Source organism: Dictyobacter alpinus (assembly GCF_003967575.1).
Classification (GTDB): domain Bacteria; phylum Chloroflexota; class Ktedonobacteria; order Ktedonobacterales; family Ktedonobacteraceae; genus Dictyobacter; species Dictyobacter alpinus.
The window spans coordinates 5457675-5474384 of record NZ_BIFT01000001.1 but is presented as its reverse complement, the minus strand read 5'-3'; the positions used below and the strand labels follow the sequence as shown (position 1 = coordinate 5474384).

The following is a 16710-nucleotide window of genomic DNA, read 5'->3' as shown; positions in this document are numbered from 1 at the left end:
TTTTTAGCCAATGTAGAGCAAGGCCTGACATTCGGCCATCCCTCCAAATATGCATTACTACACAAAATAGTGCTCACACATTATACGAGAATACTTTCCACACGTGTATATTCGGTGGATAGTAACAGATCTTCTCTTGCTAAAGCGTTTTGGATCATTCCTCGCTACGCCTCTAAATTCTGTTAGGTTGGTAGTATTATTTAAGCGAGCGGAGATATTGTAAACTCAGCGCCATACTCGCCTGTGGATCGTCGGCAATTGGATCTTGCTCAATAATCACATAGCGTATCGCTGGCATGGTCTCCAGTTGCGCTACCAGCGCGGGCAATGGCATATCACCTTTTCCCAACTCTGTAGAAGTCTTCCCGGCAAAATCACGCAGGTGGATATAGCCAATGCGCTCCTTATGCTGCTGGAGATATGCCACAGGATCTATGCCCGCGACCCACACAAATCCCAGGTCCACACAGAGATCCAGTACGCTAAAGTCCAGATTTTCTAGCAGGACGTCCATGCCGCTCTGCCCACCATCGATCGGCGCGAACTCAAAATCGTGGTTATGATAATGCAGATAGATCCCTTCCGCGCGCAAAATCTTGCCTGCCCTATTCAGGACTTGCGCCGCCTCGCGGTAATCCTGGGTGCTGCGCTCAAACCATTTGAGTGGACCACTGACCGTAATATCCTGGGCTCCCAAAGTATGCATGTAACGTATCAGTGGCTGCGGATCGAGCATCGCTGAAGTCAAAACATGCTGGCTACACAACTTCAAGTTGTAATGTTGAAGCTTTGACGCATACGCTTCGGCATCATCCGGCCCACCCTCAACAAACTGATAGCCGCTGCTGGCAAGCCCATCCAGCAAGAAATCAATATCTTTGTCCAATTGATACTGCTTAGAAAATATATACAGTTGCGCACCCATTGGTTGCTGTAACATAGTGATTCCTTCCAACTAAAAAGACAGGGGACATGCAACTGGACATGTCCTTTTTAATATTTAGATGAACTTCTGAGGTACGGCCGTGGCGGGGTCGCCAGTATTAGGGGTTCCAGTTGGTTCAATCAGTAGCAGATGTGTCTCTTCTTCTGCCACAGGCCGATGCTCAATACCACGTGGCACGACAAATAGTTCACCCGGACCCAATACGACCTCCCGCTCTGGCATCTGAATGGTCAGACGACCTTTGAGCACCAGAAAGAAGTCGTCGGTATCATCGTGCTTGTGCCAGGTGAACTCACCCTTGACCTTTACAACCATAATCGAATTCTCATTCAAATTCGCCACGGTCCTCGGAGACCAGTAATCCGCGAATAATGTCAATTTCTCAGCCAGATTAATCTTTTCTTCCATGATTTGCCTCCTGATGATATCCCGCTAGATTATCGCAGTTGTCCTTGCACTTGTTGCAGAGGTCGCTATGAGCGTACTTTTGCCAGCGCACGCACAGGAAATGTTCCGGCCCCTTTGAATTTGGGTGGTAGTGCACTAAAAGTGAAGCCTGATTCTGGTAGCTGACCAAGATTGCATAGATGCTCGACAATCAGGACTTCAGCTCCCAGTAACGTTGTGTGGACCGGCCTCTCGCCGCTCCTGGTATCATCGATGTTTACTGAATCGATACCTACCAGTTTTACATCACACTCGACAAGATAGCGGGCGGCCGCCTCGGTCAGATGTGGGTGATGTTCAAAGTACTGCTCGCTATTCCAGTAAACATCCCAACCAGTATGCACCAGGACCGCTCGTCCGCGCAATTCTTTCCCACGGAAGCTATCAACGTCCAGCACAAAATTCTCTTTATGGTCGACCCGAATAACGATGCCATCCAGATCAGCCAGCCGCTCAACTCCAACCTCCGAAAGATCCTTCCCGTTCTCATAACGATGAAACGGACAATCGAGATAGGTTCCAGTATTTGTGACCATCTCGATCTTCCCAATCTGGAACTCTGTCCCGCTGGCATACTGTTTTCGCGACTCCTCACGACTCAAATAATCACAAATAATGGGGGCGGGCAATCCTTTATATGTCACCAGGCCGTGCTCAATAGTATGACTCAGGTCAACCAGTTTCTCGCCAGCCGCCTGGATGTTGATGGGGGCTCGCTTATGCTTTTCTTCAATAATAACTTTATGCTTTATCTGGACCTTTCCCACCATCAATAAGTGCATATCTTCCACTAGATAGTCGGCAAGTTCCTGATCACTAATAGTATCGCCTGCGATATCCAGGCGAAAAGCCTTTCCCTCCAAACCACCACCATTTGTAAACTCAATCTCAAAATCAAATTGAACTCTCTTCTCCATAATACCTCCCTCAAAGGAAAATCTGTCCTCAAACCAGGATGCTTTTATGAAAAACAACTATTTTTCGCGTTTCGCTATTTGCCAGATTCTTTCCAGTTTATCATAACTATTTGTGGGTAAGCCACGAAATAGAGACATGATACTCAGACAGCAGCCATTATCAAATGCTGTTGTATGAACATCATGTCTCTATTTTCTCTATACGAAGATACTTTTTCTGCTTGCTTAGCGTAGAGGACGGAAAGAGGCACGGATATCTTCAACGAGCAGCTCTGGTTCTTCCATAGCTGCGAAGTGGCCTCCTCGTGACATTTGTGTCCAGCGCTGAACGTTAAAGGTACGCTCTGCCCACTCACGCGGAGCTGGAGTGATGTCTTTGGCAAAGATGGCTACCGCCGTTGGCACATCACTATGTTCGTCGTACGTCTGGGGAGTAGGATTGTGCATCTCTTCATAGTAAATGCGGTTCGCTGAATTAATCGTTTCTGTGGCCCAATAGAGGGTGAGGTTGGTGAGCAGCTCATCTTTGCTAAATTTTCGTTCGATATCGCCATCACAGTCGCTCCATGCACGGAACTTCTCAATAATCCAGGCGGCGAGACCAACAGGAGAATCGTTCAATCCATATGCGAGAGTCTGCGGCTTCGTCGCTTGAATCATGGCGTAAGCGCCTTCCTGGAATAGGAAAGCCATACTCGCTCCTACATAGCGTTGCTCTGCTTCCGATAAGTTCTGTGGTTTCTCACTAAAGTACGGATAATTGACATCCGTGAGGTGAATACCGCTGACATAATCGGCGTGCGCAAGTGCGAGTTGCTGGGTGACACCACCTCCAATATCTCCGCCTTGTGCCATAAAGTGTTTGTAGCCTAATTCGTTCGTCATCAAATGCGTCCACAGGCTGGCAATACGTGAAACCGTCATGCCTCGCTCGACTGGCCGATCTGAAAATCCGTATCCAGGTAGGGATGGAACGATAACATCAAATGCATCCGCTGGATCTCCGCCATAGCGCTCTGGATCAGTTAAGAGGGGAATAATTTTGAGCATCTGGGTAAAGGAACTGGGCCAGCCATGTGTAATAATCAGAGGTATAGGATCAGGTCCTTTCCCATGCTCATGAATGAAATGAACATCCACACCATCTATGTCAGCCCGAAAATGGGCGAATGTGTTGAGCATTTTTTCCTGGGCACGCCAATCAAATTCGCTTCGCCAGTAGTCCATCAGTTCTTTTAAGTAACTGCGGTTCACCCCATATTCCCACTCAGTTCCAGGAATCTCATCGGTCCAGCGCGTGCGCGACAGGCGGTCGCGCAAGTCGTCAAGCGTTGTTTGCGGAATATGGATCGTGAAAGGCTGTTTCGTCATGTCGCGGTTCTCCTCTGGTAGTGATTCACAAACGACCCTCGCTTGATTTCCTACCACAGATACTATACTCTTGAAGGAGGACAACGCAGGTCCTCCTTAGAAAGATTTTTCAGAGGCAGAAAAAAAAGTGGTGTCTTATGCGCTATATGCCAACCAGTCGTGTGCTCATAATCTTGGAATTACTGCAAGCTAAGCCAGCGATCAGCGGTCCTGAATTAGCTGCGCGCCTGGAAATTGATGTGCGCACTGTCCGTCGCTATATCACGATGCTCCAGGATATCGGTATTCCAGTTGAAACTATTACTGGAAAATACGGTGGCTATAGGCTCCGACCTGGTTTTAAGCTCCCCCCTCTTATGTTTACCAATGATGAAGTGCTGGTCCTCATCGTAGGTCTGCTGATCGCTCGTAAGGTAGGTGTAAAGACGATGACGTCAACAGTTGAGGGCGTGATCGCAAAAATTGAGCGTATATTGCCAGATGCCTTGCGTCAACGCGTTCAGGCCATCAAAGAGACACTCGTAGTGGGTATCGCCACACCAGATGTGCTGGTAGAACGGCTGGTGGTAGAAACGATGAGCCTTGCTGCCCAGCAGGGCCGTCAAGTCTGGCTGCGCTATCAAGCAGAGGATGAGAAGGAAACGGAACGCGTCATTGATCCCTACAAAGTTGTCTATCATGATGGCTGGTGGTATGCCTTGGGCTATTGTCATTTACGCTCTAATCTGCGCGTATTTCGTCTGGATCGTGTGCAGCAACTTGAACTACAAGAAATGCATTTCAACCGTCCAGCCGATTTCCACAATCTGGAATACATGCTTCAACCATTCGCAGCCACGCCAGAAATGTGGCATGTGGAAGTCCTGCTATTTATACCATTAGAAGAGGCGCATCGCGCTATCCCGCTAACACTCACCAACTACACCCTCGAACATCATTCTCAAGGGACCCTCTTACATGCATTTGTTGAGAGCCTTGACTGGATGGCACGCTTCTTAGTCGGCCTGGGATGCTCTTTCAACATATATCAACCGACTGAACTACGGATCACACTAAAAGAGATCGCGGAAGAGATGCTGCATCTGGCGCAAGCAACACCTACCGATAAAATGTCTACTGATCCTGGCAACAGGACATAAAGAGCAAAACAGCGGCAAGGTTTTTTTGCTACCTATTGGCTCTGCTATTCGTAGGAAATGTAGAAAGACCATAATGGCAAATTTGGAACGTTTAATGTTCTCAAATCACTCATAAAAGCAAGCATCTGAGGTAAAAAATGAGTCAGTCTTCACCTTCAGGCGAAAAAGATCGCTCGTCCCTGCATCATCCACGTTTCGCGGCCTTCTATGAATGGATGACACAGTTAGGCTCAAGCCGCCGCTTTACTGATCCGTTGCGCCAGGAACTGGTTGGTCAGGCCACTGGTGTCGTCCTGGAAATCGGGGCGGGCAATGGCTTGAATTTCCCATTTTATGATCCAGCACGTTGTGAACGCGTCGAAGCCACCGAGCCTGATCCGGCCATGCTGCGCTATGCCCGCCAGCGTCTAAATCAGGCCAGGGTTCCGGTACAGCTGACCGCAGCATCGATTGAGGCGCTCCCATTCGCAGATCATACCTTCGATAGCGTCGTAGTTACCCTCGTCTTCTGCTCGGTCGCCGATCCAGTCCAGGGCTTCCATGAGATCAAGCGCGTACTCAAACCAGGCGGAATCCTGCTTATGCTGGAACATGTACGCGCCCAGGGAGCGGTTTCAGCAGGCATCCAGAATGCGCTCGTCCCCGTCACGACGCGGCTGGCCGGCAACTGCCATTGGAATCGCGACACCGCACAGCTTCTAACACAAACAGGTTTTCACATCACCCAACAACGCCAGCTAGCAGGAGGTCTCCAACCCGTCATCTCTCTCCAGGCTATAGCACCCGCCTAAGGCTAACACAAAACATCTCACTCAAAGCTCTTCACCTGGAACAGATCGACATGATTATGTTCAAACCACCAGACCATGTAGCGAGGAGAAAACCCATATCCCAGCGATCTCTCCCCTCATCACGAACACGTTCCCCGTAACTACGTGATCTTTTCCATGGTGCGCATGCTGTTGCAAAAAATGAATGATACCCCCCGATGCACTTGACGATGAGTGCCTGCATAGAGTATACTCTTCTTATAAGTTAGCGTACACTAACTAAAATACAGCGAAGTAGAGAAGCATCCAATGTTGAGTGAGCAGCAACCGGTAAAACGCACACGTATGCGCAGTGAGGAGCGGCGGGCGTTGATCCTGCAGAGAGCCAGGCATGTCTTTGCTAACTCCACGTACGCGGATGCCAGTACAGGCGAACTGGCACGCGAGAGTGAAGTAACCGAGCCTATGCTCTATAAGCATTTCGGGAGCAAGAAGGGTCTTTTCCTGGCGGTGCTCAGCGAGTGTAGCCAGCAATTCCTTAGCACGCTCCAGCAACGGTTCGCACGTCGAGCCGAGCAGGATGTGTTGGATGCACTTACTCATATTGTGGATGAGTATAATGCTGCAATGACGGACGATCCTGAGACTCAGCGTGTTCTCTTTCAAGCGGTCAATGAAGCGAGCGATCCCGAGGTGGCACAATGCATCAGCCGACATAACCGGAAGGTCTATCTGCTTATCCGCCAGCTTGTCGAACGTGCCCAGGAGTCTGGCTACCTGGAACCTACGATCAATCTGGATGCCGCCACATGGGGCTATATGAGTATGATTCTGGCTCTCCAGTATGGCTTGATGCTCAATCTCTCCGGCGAGATTGCCAAAGTGCAGGAAGAGATGGGACGTGTCTGGTTGCGCGGCCTGCTCACACCTGAAAGCTAATTTTTTTCTTTTTTTAATTTAGTTTTCGCTAACTAACTTGCATTTTTATTCGACCAGTCTCATGGTCCACATCTCAAGGAGATCTTTCGATGCAATTTTCAATCAGTCGTTCACGTAGCCGGCTGCCTTATAAGTGGTTGGTCTTGCTGGTGGTCATTTTCGGTTCTTTCATGAGCATCCTTGATCAGACGGTAATTAACAATGCGTTGCCCGGTTTGCAGCGTGCTTTCTCCACCGATCTGGGCAGCCTGCAATGGGTGATTACCGCTTATATTCTGACACAGGGCGTGGTTACTCCAACGACGGCCTTCTTTGCGAACCGTCTGGGCACCAAACGCTTTTATATTATCGCGCTGACTTTGTTCACCCTGGGGTCTGCACTCTGTGGTTTTGCCTGGAATTTGCCGGTACTTATCGTCTTCAGGATCATTCAGGCCTTCGGTGGCGCGATCCTCTTCCCGCTGGCCATTACGCTGCTCTTCTCAGAATTCCCCCCACACCAGCGGGGTCTGGCAAGTGGATTTCTAAGTATCTCCGCCCTGATGGCGCCGGCACTTGGTCCGACGCTCGGCGGCTATATCGTGACCTATGCGAGCTGGCCTCTGATTTTCTATATCAATGTACCCGTCGGCATCGTGGGAATCATCATGGCATTTGTGCTCTTACGCGAACGTCGTTCTGAAGGTCGGATGAACTTCGACCTGCCGGGCTTCGTGCTGGTTGCTACGGGCCTTGCCGCTGTCCTCTATGCGCTCTCCAGCGCCAACATCTCTGGCTGGGACAGTCCGACGGCGCTGCTCACGCTCAGTGGTGGCCTCTGTCTGCTGGCATTGTTCGTTATCGTTGAGCTACGTATCGCTAACCGTGGTAAACAACCACTCGTCGATCTGCATCTCTTTGCCAATGGACCATTCCTGACTAGCAATATTGCCAATGCCTTCATATCCTTTGCCTTCTTTGGCAGCTTGATTCTAGCTCCGATCTATCTCCAGGAATTGCGCGGGCTCAGCGCCTTTCAATCGGGTCTCTTCACGCTTCCGCTGGCTTTTGCTTCTGTACTGACCGCAATTATCGGAGGACGCTTCATTGATCGCTTTGATCCTCGCATCGTACTCATCATTGGTCTCATCCTGATGGGACTCTCTACCTGGCAGCTGGCCCAGAATACATTGACAACGCCCTATCCCTGGTTGATCGTGATCTTCGCGCTACGTGGACTTGGTCTAGGCTGCTTGCTACAATCATTGACAGTCTCGGCGCTCTCAAAGGTTGAGCCGCGCCAGTTTGCTCAGGCATCCGCGCTCAGCACCGTGACCCGCTTTGTCTCCACATCCCTGGGCATCGCGGTACTCGCGACGTTCGTGCAGAGCCGTGCCAGTACCCATATCAGTACGCTGGCACAGCAGACCAAACCTCTATCGCCAGCCGCATTTGGCCTCATCCGCAAGCTTGGCCTGAACCTGGCGGTTCAAGATGCCTTCTGGCTCACGCTGGTAGCGCTTATCCTGGCCTTCATCGCAGTCTGCTTCATTCACGTCCAACAACACACGTCCCAGGAAAAGACCGCGCTGGCAGAGGAAGTTCCTATCGAAGCTTAATTTCCAGAGTTACCCACAATAATGATATATTATGCTATGTATCATTATTGTGGGTACTTTAGGGCTTAACTTGTAAAATAATGCGCCCACGCCCATGGCCGGTCTCGCTGAGCGCATGGGCAAGACTTGCGTCCTGCAGGGAAAATGTCTGCATGATTGTGGTCTTGACCTGACCGTCAGCCATCAAGCGGGCAATAGTTTGCAGGAGGCTGGTGGAGGGAAAAGGAAATGTTGGAGCATTACTCATCGCACGAATCCCATACTGCTCGGCCGCTTGTGGGGATGGCTTTTCGAGTAGCGAGACCAGGATGCCGCCACGTTTAACGACTTGCATAGAGCGTTGGAGCACCTCGCCTCCGATTGTGTCAAGTACCACATCAACGTCTCGCACCACCTCTTCAAAAGGGGTTGTGGTATAGTCAATCACCTGTTCCGCGCCCAGCGAGCGCACAAACTCGCTGTTGCTAGTTGAAGCTGTAGCGATAACCTGCGCCCCCTTCCAGTTGGCAAATTGTGTTGCGAACAGGCCGACACCTCCGGCCGCCCCATGAATCAGGACGCGCTGGCCAGACTGCAGTTCCGCGTTCTCAAACAGGGCCGACCAGGCCGTAGTAGCACCTCCTGAAATCGTGGCGGCCTCCGCGAAACTGAGTTGTTCCGGTTTAAGGGCCAGCGTCTCCACGGCGGCAGTAGTATACTCAGCGTAGGCTCCATTGTTGGTGCGACCAAAGACCGCCTGACCCGGCTGGAATGCCGTCACTCCTGGCCCAACCGCTTCAACGATTCCGGCAATAGCGCTCCCCGGAATATACGGAAATACAGATGGGCGCATCGTCTTGAAAAATCCCTGGCGCAACTTCCACTCCATTGGTAGGACACCAGCCGCATGCACGCGCACTAACACCCCACCTGCCTGTGGCACCGGACGCGACACCGATTCCAACCTGAGCTGTTCCGGGCCTCCATACTGGCGCACCTGAATTGCCTGCATCATCTGTCCTCGCATACGCATTATCCCCTTTATACTATTCGTCTATTTCAATTCTTTTCCAGCTATCTGCTTCCCATTACCGCTCAGTATAGGAGAACACAGGCCTTATCGTCCCTGTCCAAAAGCATAAATAGTACCTGAACAAAAGAACAGGAGGTCGCGCAAATCCTCTTGACAGAGTTCTGTCAGAGCCCTTATCTTTTGCATAGAAGAGATTAAACAGCCACGCCGCTCATAAACGCTCTGCATGGCTGGAAAAGTGAGGATACGTTTCATGTTTACTTTGCGCCGTTACAGACCAACCGATCAAGGGGGGGTCGAATATTTGCATGTTCATGCCATTCAGCAGGTCGGCGCCTACCTGGGCCGTGGTCACTGGGACGATGATGTTTATGCAATCGAGGAAGCGTATCTGAACAATGGGGGGGAATTTCTGATCGGAGAATTGGATGGCGTGTTTGTCGCCATGGGAGCTTTTCGCCGCACCAGCCCGGAGAGCGCCGAAATCAAACGCATGCGCATCCATCCAGATTATCAGGGACGCGGCTTCGGCCAACTGCTCCTCAAGGAACTCGAAAACCGTGCCCGTGCTATGGGCTACAAAACACTCCACCTGGATACCTCAGTTGTACAAATAGCGGCCCAGAAACTCTACCAGAAAAATGGCTTCCACGAAGTCGGCAGAGATAGGTATCAAAACATCGAAGTGATTTTATACGAGAAAGCACTGGCATAAGTTGTCTATGGATTTCTTCTTGCCTTCTGTGCATTACCTGTCGATCCTGAGAAAGTGGACGGCAAGACATTTATTGTGAGCTCGAATGAAAGGACAAAAAAGTGCAGCACTCCCTTGAGGAAATTGTCCACGCTGAGGCACAGCTTCAGCAGGCAATGGTCAACAATGATGTACAGGCCCTGGAACGCTTAATACATGATGATCTGGTGTTATAAACGTTTCTAAGAAATGACATCAAGCATTGACAAATGGATAGTTCTCTGCTAGAGTTCTTGCATGAAATTACGTCATTATACAAGGAAACAAGAAATGAGCGATCAGACGTTTTTACGTTGTTTTCTTGCTAGAACGACCCAAGGTGATAAGGAAGATGCCGAATGCAAGTCGTCGAACGACATCTGATTCGTACAGATAATCCCTGTTTTTCCGCGCTTGATCAGGCGGCGTTCGCGTCCAAAAATCTGTACAATCAAGCAAATTATCAGATCAGGCAAGCTTTTATTCATGAGGGGATCTATCTGCCGTATGCCGCCATCTTTCACCGTTTGAAGCAGCATGACGCCTATTGCGCACTCCCTCGTAAGGTGAGTAATTCCATCTTGCTTCAACTTCATAAAAATTGGCTCAGTTTTTTTGAAGCGATGAAAGCCTATCGGCAGGATCCAACGCCGTTCACGGGACGACCAAAATTGCCAGGCTACAAAGACAAAGAAAAAGGCCGCTTTTTGCTCATCTATGACAAGCAGGCGTTGGGCAAACGAGCATTTAAGAAAACAGGGAAGCTCGTTCCATCAGGATTGCCCATCGCGATTGCGACCAGAATCACGGATTGGGAGAAGATTGCTCAGGTGAGGATTGTTCCCCGACTGGATGGGTATATGGCCGAGGTCGTCTATGAGCAACAAGAGCAACAAGCAGACGTTGACCACCACCTGGTGGCGGCCCTTGATCTGGGAGTCAATATCCTGGCGGCGCTCACCAGCAACAAATCCGGCTTTGCACCTCGTTTGATCAGTGGGAAGCCACTCAAAAGTGTGAACCAGTATTACAACAAACAACGCGCCCAACATCAGGGCCGCCTCAGCCATGAGAACCGCTTTAGCTCGCGCCAGCTGGATCGAGTGACGACGAAGCGCAATCGCCGTGTTGACAGTTATCTGCACACGGCCAGCCGTCGCATCATTGATCTATTGGTAAGCGAGAGGATCGGTACACTGGTCATTGGCAAAAATCCACGCTGGAAGCAGGAAGCGAATATGGGCCGTAAAAACAATCAGCAGTTTGTGTACATCCCCCACGCTCGTTTCATTGACCAGTTGACGTACAAAGCCAGGCTGGTTGGCATCAAGATCATCATTCAGGAAGAGAGCTATACCAGCAAAGCGAGCTTTCTAGACGGTGATCCCATTCCAACGTATCAGGCAAGCACTTCTGAGAAGCCTGTGTTCTCAGGCCAGCGCATTGCTCGTAGTTGGTATCGTGCAAAGGATGGAACCATCCTTCACGCTGACATCAACGGCAGTTGGAACATTCTGCGCAAAAGTAGCTCCGACCCTTTGCAAGTGGGGCGAGGAGTAGAGGGAGCCGCAGTTCTCCCAAGACGGCTGGCCGTCTGAACGGATGACCGATAGGCATATTTGTCATCACTTTAAGATACTGTTTATTGATACCGAGGGAAATGTACAGGGAAAACGCGATGATATTGATAGCCATGCCTCTGGCGCGGTCGTTCAGACTGCGGTGGATTTTGTCGAGGAACCAGTCATGCAACTCCATGGAGAAAGCGCAGTTGTTGCGGTCAAAGCTCATGTAAAGGTACGATTACAGGGAACTCCTGTTGAATCTTTCTGCCGCTATCTGCGCGTATGGCTCTATCAGGATGAACGCTGGCAAATTATCTCTGGCTGCATACGTATCCTTGATGACATGTAGTGTAAAAAAGCAAGATCCTCTAATGATTATTCGTTGGTACAGACATGGCGAGAATGCACCATGTCTGTACCAACTACTACAACAAGCATGAGGGCCTGCGCTCCTTATGCTAGCCGAATGAAATCCGTGCCCTGCTTATCATTTTTTCGCGCCTTTGGCGCTCCAACGGTCATGAGTCATCCCCAATTTTTCTGAAATCGCTCAAGGTCTCGGATGAGTGAGCAAACCGTGAGGGGATCATCAGAAGGTGGGAGGAAACAACCGAAGCGGGGACGGTCATCGTCCCACAAGCGACTGAGTGCCCATCGGATCCGATAGAGTGGTGCCTGCACGTGCAGGCACCGCTTTCCGGTTCGGTGACATCGGAAGCGCAAGAGCGCTTGCACGAGTTCGTGATGCCTCGGATCAAGCAAGGAAAGCAGGAAGGCATAGACGAGCATGACCATACCAAGCAACTTGAGTCGAGCTTCTAACGACCACAACCGAGGACATTCCAAGGCCAATTCACATTTCGCATAGCGAAAACTCACCTCAATTTGCCATCTCCGACGATAACTGAAGAATACATCCCATGCTTGCTCTTCGGTGTGGACTGGCTCATTGGTGATCAAATACATGATGCCTTTTTTGACCCGCGCTTTCACGAGAAACAATGGTTCATGCGTCTGAGGATGGCGAAGGGCTGTCCACCACAAATCACAGGCCATCTTTTCTCCCGTTCTGCCATCCCAGATCTCTTTGTGCGCGCGATACTTCTTCCCCTGGCCAATTTGCCACAGCTTCTTTTCCTCTCCGGCCAGTGTCAGAAACACGTGATGTTTGACCCAGCGGATAATGAAACGGGCTCGATACTTGGCGAGCACGCGCAGCCAATATCCTGAGGCATAGCCGCGATCAAAGACATGAACCAGCAAAGAACCCCATTTCCTGACACAGATCCGCAATCCCTCTTCTTCCGCATCTCGGAGCCTGGTGGCAAAGACGCCTTTGGTTGACCACCACTTCGTGACTGCCAGATGGGGAAGCCCTTGCATTCCGACAATGAGTGCAGCATTCCACTGCATTCCCATGACCCTGACCGGACGAGCAGCAGGCCAATTGAACACGAAGCCTCGCTTTGTCCGCTGCCGCCTCTTGGCTTTACTCGAGAGAACCGGGCAGAGTCCTTCCAACTTTTCGCTTTCGGCTTTCTCCAGCACACTTCCATCCCAGATGCAGAGGATCCGCTTGCATTGCTCTTTGAGGGTGCGTACCTCCTCATCTGCTTTTTCCAGCAGATAGTCATCAATGAGCCCCACGGTCCACTTCACGGATCGCAACAGCTTTCCAACCCGCTTGGTGCCTGCGGTGGCACTCGTTGAGTACCCATCATAGCCTTGCAGATAGGAACCAAGCTCACTCAGCCACAAAGCTTGTGGATTTTGACGCAGGCGGATGATGGCAACCAGGCATTGCAGTAAGGTGCGCACCAACCGTTTGTCCAAGACATCATCGAGCCTGAGCAAAAAAGGCTGCAAAAACTGTTCAAGCAACTGAAGCAGATGCTGTGATCCCCCCTGCGGATCTTGTTCCAAGCGTTTGAAGGTTTCTGACAATTCTGACATAATAACGATGGATCTCCTCATTTAGTGATTGTTTGCTTTTCATATTCAACAGTCTAAATGACGAGATCCATTTTGCCTAGTCCTTCTTTTGAAAAATTAGGGATGACTCATAAGAAGCAAGGTGCCCTTCAGGGCCCGAGTGCAGCTAGCTGCACGCTCCACGATGAGAGTGGGAAACAAACACTATCTTAGCCGCGCTTTGCCAGGGCATCGCGTACGGCGGCATCGTAGATGGCGGCATTAAACCAGTTGGGATAGATGGCGGTTGGTTCTGTTAGCTTGTCAAGTTCTTGTAGTTCGTCAGCGCTCAGTTCAAGCTCGGTGGCCCCAAGGTTGTCGTCTAGCTGACTGATTTTGCTTGCTCCAACTAGAACCGCTGTGATTGAGCGCGAGAGTAACCAGGCCAGGGCAACCTGGGCCGGAGAGGCTTTATGCTTTGTCCCGATCTCGCGTAATTTCTCGACGACATCATAGCCGTGCTCACGATCAAAGGGGATGATATCAAAGCCTGTGAGCCTGCCACCATTGCCACCAGGATTCTCACGCGTATATTTTCCACTCAAAAATCCTCCGGCCAGCGGGCTCCAGACCTGGATACCGATACCTGCATCCTGCGCGAATGGCAGCATTTCGTGCTCCAGGTCACGGCCGACCAGTGAGTAATACATCTCGGCGGCCCGGAATTGCGCCCACTTGTATTCACGCTGCAAACCAACCGCTTTGGCGGCCAGCCACGTCGGCCAGTTCGAGAAACCAATATAGCGCACCATGCCCTGCCGCACCACATAATCCAGTGCCTCAAGTGTCTCTTCCAGTGGCGTATAGGGATCGAGGCGGTGGACCAGATAAACATCAATATAATCGCTCCCCAGGCGCTTCAGACTTCCCTGTACGGAAGAAAGGATGTGCTGTCTTGAGAGTCCCTGGTCGATCAGCGCATCACCCATACGATTCCCAACCTTAGAGGCAATCACCACATCCTGACGACGCTTACCCAGGGCTCGCCCCAACATTTCCTCGGACTGCCCATTGGCATAGGCATCGGCTGTATTAAAGAAGTTCACGCCCCCATCCAGTGCCCGCGCGACCAGATTATTAGCGCCATCCTGATCGACTTTGTACACCGATCCGAACGCACCCTCACCCGAGCCAAAGGTCATGCAGCCAAAGGCAAAGCGGGAAACTATCAAACCTGTATTGCCTAAACGCGTATATTGCATTCTATTTTTCTCCTATATATTTCCCTTGCCGCAGATGGGCGGCGTTCAATTGCTTTATCATTAGTATAAAATCGCCACTCTGCTTTGTCCAAGACTTGTTTTCTCTAACGTGATAGAATGGCTCTATCACCACATAGCAGGATTTCAATCCAGGATAGAACAGGATTTAACGAAAAATGGAATTACGTGTTCTCCATTATTTTGTTGTGCTGGCCGAGGAGCTGCACTTCGGACGGGCGGCCACGCGCTTACTGGTGGCACAACCATCTTTGAGTTATGCCATCAAGGAACTTGAGCAGGAACTTGGTGTGGTCCTGCTGCAACGGGATCGTCGTAGTGTGTCTTTGACTGAGGCTGGACAAGCGGTCCTCATCGAGGCACGTCGCACCCTTGAGCAGTCTGAACGTGTGCGTTCGGTCGCCGAGCAGTTTCGCTCCCGGCTGACAGGAAAGCTTCGTGTAGGATTTGAGGCGACCGGCGCTGGTCAGATTGGGACACTGGCACAGGCACGTTTCAAGCAACAGTATCCTGATGTGCAGATAGTTCCCAGGCGCTTTGATTGGGGAGCAGAAGCCGAAGCTCTCCGTATGGGTACAGTAGATGTAGCTTATCTCTGGCTACCCGCTCAATCAGAGGGATTACAGCTAGAGATCATTGCCCGCGAACCACGCCTGGTGGGCATGGCCACCTTCCATCCGCTTGCCTCCCATCCCCAGATCCAGATCATGGATCTGGCCGATGAGCCATTGATGTGGACGAAGAAGGCTCCTAAAATGTGGGTCGATTGGTGGGCCGTTAATCCCCGGCCGGATGGCAGGGAGCCACATTGGGGGCCGACCAACGATAATGTCGAGGAGATGCTAGAACAGGTCGCCTCCGGCCTGGCCATCTGTTTGGCTCCGACCTCACTGTCTGCCTACTACGGTCGGCCGGATCTGGTCTGGCGCCCTGTTATCGACATTGAACCGCTACAAATTGCGATCGCGTGGCGAAGCCATGACACTAATCCACTGGTCGAACACTTTGTCTCAATTGTGCGCGCAGTAGCTACTGAAACGCAGCGAGCACACAAAACAGAAAAAGCAACTTAAATCCATTTAAGTCGTCTAAAATAGACCAGCAGGACCAACGATATCAGTCCAATCGCACCGAGCGCGAAAAAGTATCCAAAGGCCCAGTTTAGCTCTGGCATATTAAAAGGAGAAACATCATGATTAAAATTCATACCATAAATGCCAGTAATAAAGCTCCCACTCATAAGAATAATCGATGCGGCCGTTAAGGTTCGCATCACCTGGTTGAGCGAATGGGAGGATAAGGACAGGGATGCATCCATCATTGAGCTCAGTTGATCGCGATAAAGATCAAGGGTATCAGCCAGGCGGGTCACATGATCATACACATCACGAAAATAGGCCAGACTTTGCTCAGGGAAAATTGGATTGTCCCGATTGGTCAAAACATTTAAGATATCACGCTCAGGATTGACGATACGCCGCATCTGCAACATGGTCTTTTTGATCGAGAGCATCTCAAAGGTTCGCTCGGTATCATAATTCTTGGAGGCATAAATCTGCTCTTCCATCTCCTCGGCACGCTCGACAAGGTCATCAACCACCGGAAAATAATGATCAACCATACTATCGAGGAGCGCATACAGCAATGGTCCAATTCCCCAACTCAAATGGCTACTATTGCGTTTCCAGCGCTGCTCAGCTTCATGTATCTCTGGAATATCAACATGATGGACCGTAATCAAATAGTTTTCGCCTACAAAAAGATTCAGTTCGCGCGTCTCAACACGCTGTGTTTCGGCCTCAAAATAAGCAGCATAAAAGACAATAAACATAAAATTCTCATATTGCTCAATCTTCGGACGCTGATGCTCATTTGTCGCATCCTCCAGTGCGAGTGGATGCAAACCAAATTCCTTCCCCACCGTGGCTAACTCCTCAGCGCTCGGCTCCGACAAATCCAGCCAGAACTGATGCTCAGTATCGGCCAGCTGATCACTAATATTATCGAGTGTCGTCAGCACGCGAAACTGCGCCTGCGGAATATTACACTGAATGGCCTTAATCATAGTTATCCTTTCTCTGG

16 protein-coding genes are annotated in these 16710 nt (G+C 50.5%); 8 read left to right on the top strand and 8 right to left on the bottom strand.

All coding sequences use genetic code 11. The features are described from left to right. Positions 1-196: 196 nt before the first annotated feature. From EL633_RS21695 to EL633_RS21680, 4 genes are all read right to left on the bottom strand, one after another. Positions 197-940 (bottom strand): sugar phosphate isomerase/epimerase family protein, encoded by a 744-nt coding sequence (locus tag EL633_RS21695; protein ID WP_126629204.1) that lies wholly within the window; start codon positions 938-940, stop codon positions 197-199. A gap of 60 nt (positions 941-1000) precedes the next feature. Beyond that, the gene (locus EL633_RS21690) at positions 1001-1354 is read right to left on the bottom strand and encodes a cupin domain-containing protein (RefSeq protein WP_126629203.1); all 354 of its coding nucleotides are present in this window, start codon (positions 1352-1354) and stop codon (positions 1001-1003) included. 65 nt (positions 1355-1419) lie between these two features. Then, positions 1420-2310: a cyclase family protein gene (locus EL633_RS21685; RefSeq protein ID WP_126629202.1), complete on the bottom strand. Its 891-nt coding sequence runs from the start codon at positions 2308-2310 to the stop codon at positions 1420-1422. Positions 2311-2535: 225 nt separating this feature from the next. Next, positions 2536-3681, bottom strand: coding sequence for an epoxide hydrolase family protein (locus EL633_RS21680; protein ID WP_126629201.1), 1146 nt, complete (start codon positions 3679-3681; stop codon positions 2536-2538). Between the two features lie 137 nt (positions 3682-3818). Between EL633_RS21680 and EL633_RS21675 the strand changes: the two genes are divergently transcribed. The 4 genes from EL633_RS21675 (at position 3819) to EL633_RS21660 (ending at position 8127) form a co-directional block, all read left to right on the top strand. Then, entirely contained in the window at positions 3819-4820 is a 1002-nt protein-coding gene (locus EL633_RS21675; protein WP_126629200.1) for a helix-turn-helix transcriptional regulator, read from the top strand. A gap of 137 nt (positions 4821-4957) precedes the next feature. After that, positions 4958-5611 carry a class I SAM-dependent methyltransferase gene (locus tag EL633_RS21670; protein ID WP_126629199.1) on the top strand — a complete coding sequence of 218 codons (654 nt, stop codon included), beginning with the start codon at positions 4958-4960 and terminating at the stop codon, positions 5609-5611. A gap of 288 nt (positions 5612-5899) precedes the next feature. Then, positions 5900-6529, top strand: coding sequence for a TetR/AcrR family transcriptional regulator (locus tag EL633_RS21665; protein ID WP_126629198.1), 630 nt, complete (start codon positions 5900-5902; stop codon positions 6527-6529). A gap of 89 nt (positions 6530-6618) precedes the next feature. Continuing rightward, positions 6619-8127 carry an MDR family MFS transporter gene (locus EL633_RS21660; RefSeq protein ID WP_126629197.1) on the top strand — a complete coding sequence of 503 codons (1509 nt, stop codon included), beginning with the start codon at positions 6619-6621 and terminating at the stop codon, positions 8125-8127. A 58-nt stretch (positions 8128-8185) separates the two neighbouring features. On the opposite strand, the gene EL633_RS21655 is transcribed toward EL633_RS21660, so the two are convergent. Beyond that, a complete protein-coding gene (locus EL633_RS21655; protein ID WP_126629196.1) occupies positions 8186-9133 on the bottom strand; it encodes an NADP-dependent oxidoreductase in 948 nt (315 codons plus the stop codon). Positions 9134-9392: 259 nt separating this feature from the next. Here EL633_RS21655 and EL633_RS21650 point away from each other — a divergent pair, with 259 nt between their 5' ends. The 3 genes from EL633_RS21650 (at position 9393) to EL633_RS21635 (ending at position 11786) form a co-directional block, all read left to right on the top strand. Beyond that, positions 9393-9854 carry a GNAT family N-acetyltransferase gene (locus EL633_RS21650; RefSeq protein ID WP_161982315.1) on the top strand — a complete coding sequence of 154 codons (462 nt, stop codon included), beginning with the start codon at positions 9393-9395 and terminating at the stop codon, positions 9852-9854. A 377-nt stretch (positions 9855-10231) separates the two neighbouring features. Beyond that, on the top strand, positions 10232-11470 hold the full coding sequence (locus EL633_RS21640; protein ID WP_126629193.1) for an RNA-guided endonuclease InsQ/TnpB family protein: 1239 nt from the start codon (positions 10232-10234) through the stop codon (positions 11468-11470). 4 nt (positions 11471-11474) lie between these two features. Next, on the top strand, positions 11475-11786 hold the full coding sequence (locus EL633_RS21635) for a nuclear transport factor 2 family protein (RefSeq protein WP_126629192.1): 312 nt from the start codon (positions 11475-11477) through the stop codon (positions 11784-11786). A gap of 176 nt (positions 11787-11962) precedes the next feature. Here the strand turns inward: EL633_RS21635 and EL633_RS21630 are convergent, their stop codons facing one another. Both EL633_RS21630 and EL633_RS21625 read right to left on the bottom strand, forming a co-directional pair. Further along, positions 11963-13390, bottom strand: coding sequence for a hypothetical protein (locus EL633_RS21630; RefSeq protein WP_126629191.1), 1428 nt, complete (start codon positions 13388-13390; stop codon positions 11963-11965). A 188-nt stretch (positions 13391-13578) separates the two neighbouring features. After that, a complete protein-coding gene (locus tag EL633_RS21625) occupies positions 13579-14610 on the bottom strand; it encodes an aldo/keto reductase (protein ID WP_126629190.1) in 1032 nt (343 codons plus the stop codon). Positions 14611-14786: 176 nt separating this feature from the next. Between EL633_RS21625 and EL633_RS21620 the strand changes: the two genes are divergently transcribed. Continuing rightward, positions 14787-15701 carry a LysR family transcriptional regulator gene (locus EL633_RS21620; protein WP_126629189.1) on the top strand — a complete coding sequence of 305 codons (915 nt, stop codon included), beginning with the start codon at positions 14787-14789 and terminating at the stop codon, positions 15699-15701. Here the strand turns inward: EL633_RS21620 and corA are convergent. Beyond that, positions 15698-16693, bottom strand: coding sequence for a magnesium/cobalt transporter CorA (gene corA / locus EL633_RS21615; RefSeq protein WP_161982314.1), 996 nt, complete (start codon positions 16691-16693; stop codon positions 15698-15700). The genes EL633_RS21620 and corA overlap by 4 nt on opposite strands. Between the last annotated feature and the right edge of the window lie 17 nt (positions 16694-16710).

Coding starts and splice junctions, on each gene's coding strand:
- EL633_RS21695 (WP_126629204.1), bottom strand. CDS start 940: ATGTTACAGCAACCAATGGGTGCGCAACTGTATATATTTTCTAAGCAG.
- EL633_RS21690 (WP_126629203.1), bottom strand. CDS start 1,354: ATGGAAGAAAAGATTAATCTGGCTGAGAAATTGACATTATTCGCGGAT.
- EL633_RS21685 (WP_126629202.1), bottom strand. CDS start 2,310: ATGGAGAAGAGAGTTCAATTTGATTTTGAGATTGAGTTTACAAATGGT.
- EL633_RS21680 (WP_126629201.1), bottom strand. CDS start 3,681: ATGACGAAACAGCCTTTCACGATCCATATTCCGCAAACAACGCTTGAC.
- EL633_RS21675 (WP_126629200.1), top strand. CDS start 3,819: ATGCGCTATATGCCAACCAGTCGTGTGCTCATAATCTTGGAATTACTG.
- EL633_RS21670 (WP_126629199.1), top strand. CDS start 4,958: ATGAGTCAGTCTTCACCTTCAGGCGAAAAAGATCGCTCGTCCCTGCAT.
- EL633_RS21665 (WP_126629198.1), top strand. CDS start 5,900: ATGTTGAGTGAGCAGCAACCGGTAAAACGCACACGTATGCGCAGTGAG.
- EL633_RS21660 (WP_126629197.1), top strand. CDS start 6,619: ATGCAATTTTCAATCAGTCGTTCACGTAGCCGGCTGCCTTATAAGTGG.
- EL633_RS21655 (WP_126629196.1), bottom strand. CDS start 9,133: ATGCGAGGACAGATGATGCAGGCAATTCAGGTGCGCCAGTATGGAGGC.
- EL633_RS21650 (WP_161982315.1), top strand. CDS start 9,393: ATGTTTACTTTGCGCCGTTACAGACCAACCGATCAAGGGGGGGTCGAA.
- EL633_RS21640 (WP_126629193.1), top strand. CDS start 10,232: ATGCAAGTCGTCGAACGACATCTGATTCGTACAGATAATCCCTGTTTT.
- EL633_RS21635 (WP_126629192.1), top strand. CDS start 11,475: ATGACCGATAGGCATATTTGTCATCACTTTAAGATACTGTTTATTGAT.
- EL633_RS21630 (WP_126629191.1), bottom strand. CDS start 13,390: ATGTCAGAATTGTCAGAAACCTTCAAACGCTTGGAACAAGATCCGCAG.
- EL633_RS21625 (WP_126629190.1), bottom strand. CDS start 14,610: ATGCAATATACGCGTTTAGGCAATACAGGTTTGATAGTTTCCCGCTTT.
- EL633_RS21620 (WP_126629189.1), top strand. CDS start 14,787: ATGGAATTACGTGTTCTCCATTATTTTGTTGTGCTGGCCGAGGAGCTG.
- corA (WP_161982314.1), bottom strand. CDS start 16,693: ATGATTAAGGCCATTCAGTGTAATATTCCGCAGGCGCAGTTTCGCGTG.